Origin of the sequence: Ramlibacter lithotrophicus (assembly GCF_012184415.1) — a bacterium.
Lineage (GTDB): Bacteria > Pseudomonadota > Gammaproteobacteria > Burkholderiales > Burkholderiaceae_C > Ramlibacter > Ramlibacter lithotrophicus.
Genome location: NZ_VTOX01000021.1, coordinates 1 through 1,617, shown reverse-complemented (window position 1 = coordinate 1,617; position 1,617 = coordinate 1). Strand labels below are relative to the sequence as shown.

Here is a 1,617-nt window from a genome sequence, read left to right as displayed (position 1 = left end):
CGAGGCGGCCGAGCGGCGCTGGAGCGACCTGGATGCCCTGAACGCCTGGCTGGTTGAGCGCTGCCGCCAGAGCTGGGATGAGAGCGCCCATCCGGAGTGGCCGGCGCTCTCCGTGGCCGAGGTCTGGCAGGACGAGCAGGCGCGCCTGATGCCGTGTCCCAAGCCCTTCGACGGCTACGTGGAGCACCAGGTGCGCGTGTCCGCCACCAGCCTGATCCACTTCCAGCGCAACCGATACAGCGTGCCCACCCGGCACGTCAACGACATCCTGAGCCTGCGCGTGTACCCGCAGCAGCTGGTGCTCGTGGCCGACGGGTTCGAGGTGGCCCGGCATGCCCGCAGCTTCGAGCGCGAGCAGACCTTCTACGACTGGCAGCACTACATCGAGCTGGTGGAGACCAAGCCGGGGGCGCTGCGCAACGGGGCGCCGTTCAAGACGATGCCGGACGCCCTGCAGACGCTGCAGCGGCACCTGCTTCGCCATCCGGGCGGCGACCGCGTGATGACGCAGGTGCTGGCCGCCGTGCCGGTCCACGGATTGGACGCCGTGCTTGTCGCAGCCGAGATGGCGCTGGAAGCCGGCCGACCCAGTGCCGAGCACGTGCTCAACGTATTGGCACGCCTGAAGGACGGCGTGGGCGCCCTGGAGCCGATCGAAGCGGGCGTGCCCGCGCTGCGCCAAGAGCCGCGCGCGGATGTGCAGCGCTATGACAGCCTGCGGGAGGTTCGGACATGAGCGTGGAGATCGTCACGCGTCTGAAGACGCTCAAGCTGCACGGCATGGCAGCCAACTGGCCGGAGCTGGTGGCGCGCTGCCGGCACTCGGCGCTGGAGCCTGAGAAGCTCGTGGAACTGCTGCTCGATGCGGAAGGAGCCGAGCGCAACCTGCGCTCCATCAGCTACCAGATGAAGGCGGCGCGCTTCCCGGCGCATCGGGACCTGGCCGGCTTCGACTTCGCAACCAGCGCCGTCGACGAAGCCCTCCTCCGGACGCTGCACACCAGTGCATTTACCGAGGCAGCGCAGAACGTGGTCTTCATCGGCGGGCCGGGCACTGGCAAATCTCACCTGGCCACGGCGCTCGGCGTCGAAGCCGTGCAGCGGTACGGCAAGCGGGTTCGCTTCCAGTCGACGGTGGAATTGGTCAACGCGCTGGAGGCCGAGAAGGCGATCGGAAAGACCGGGCAGATCGCCCACCGCCTGATGTACGTCGACATGCTGATCCTGGACGAGCTCGGCTATCTTCCCTTCAGCCAGTCCGGCGGCGCCTTGCTGTTCCACCTGCTCTCAAAACTCTACGAGCACACGAGCGTGGTGATCACGACCAACCTGAGCTTCAGCGAATGGGGAGCCGTCTTCGGCGACGCGAAGATGACGACGGCACTGCTCGATCGGCTCACCCATCACTGCCACATCGTGGAGACCGGCAACGAGTCGTGGCGGTTCAAACAGAGTTCGACGGCCACTACGGTCGCCAGAACCAATTCAAAGAAGAAAGGAGGGAAGACGACAACCCAGGATCAGGAGATATCCACAGGCGAGGCCACCATCAGGTAGCCTTGAGGGCGGGTCAAAATTGAACGATCGCGCTGGGTCAGTTCTCGACGATCTTCAACA

2 protein-coding genes are annotated in these 1,617 nt (G+C 65.9%); both read left to right on the top strand.

Features of this window, described 5'->3' with window-relative positions; all coding sequences use genetic code 11:
* Window positions 1–736 (top strand): Mu transposase domain-containing protein (locus RAMLITH_RS25430; protein WP_420376940.1); only part of this gene is annotated, 736 nt, incomplete at its 5' end.
* Window positions 733–1,557, top strand: coding sequence for an IS21-like element helper ATPase IstB (gene istB, locus RAMLITH_RS25425; RefSeq protein ID WP_168110273.1), 825 nt, complete (start codon window positions 733–735; stop codon window positions 1,555–1,557). The genes RAMLITH_RS25430 and istB, both read left to right, overlap by 4 nt.
* Window positions 1,558–1,617 lie beyond the last annotated feature (60 nt).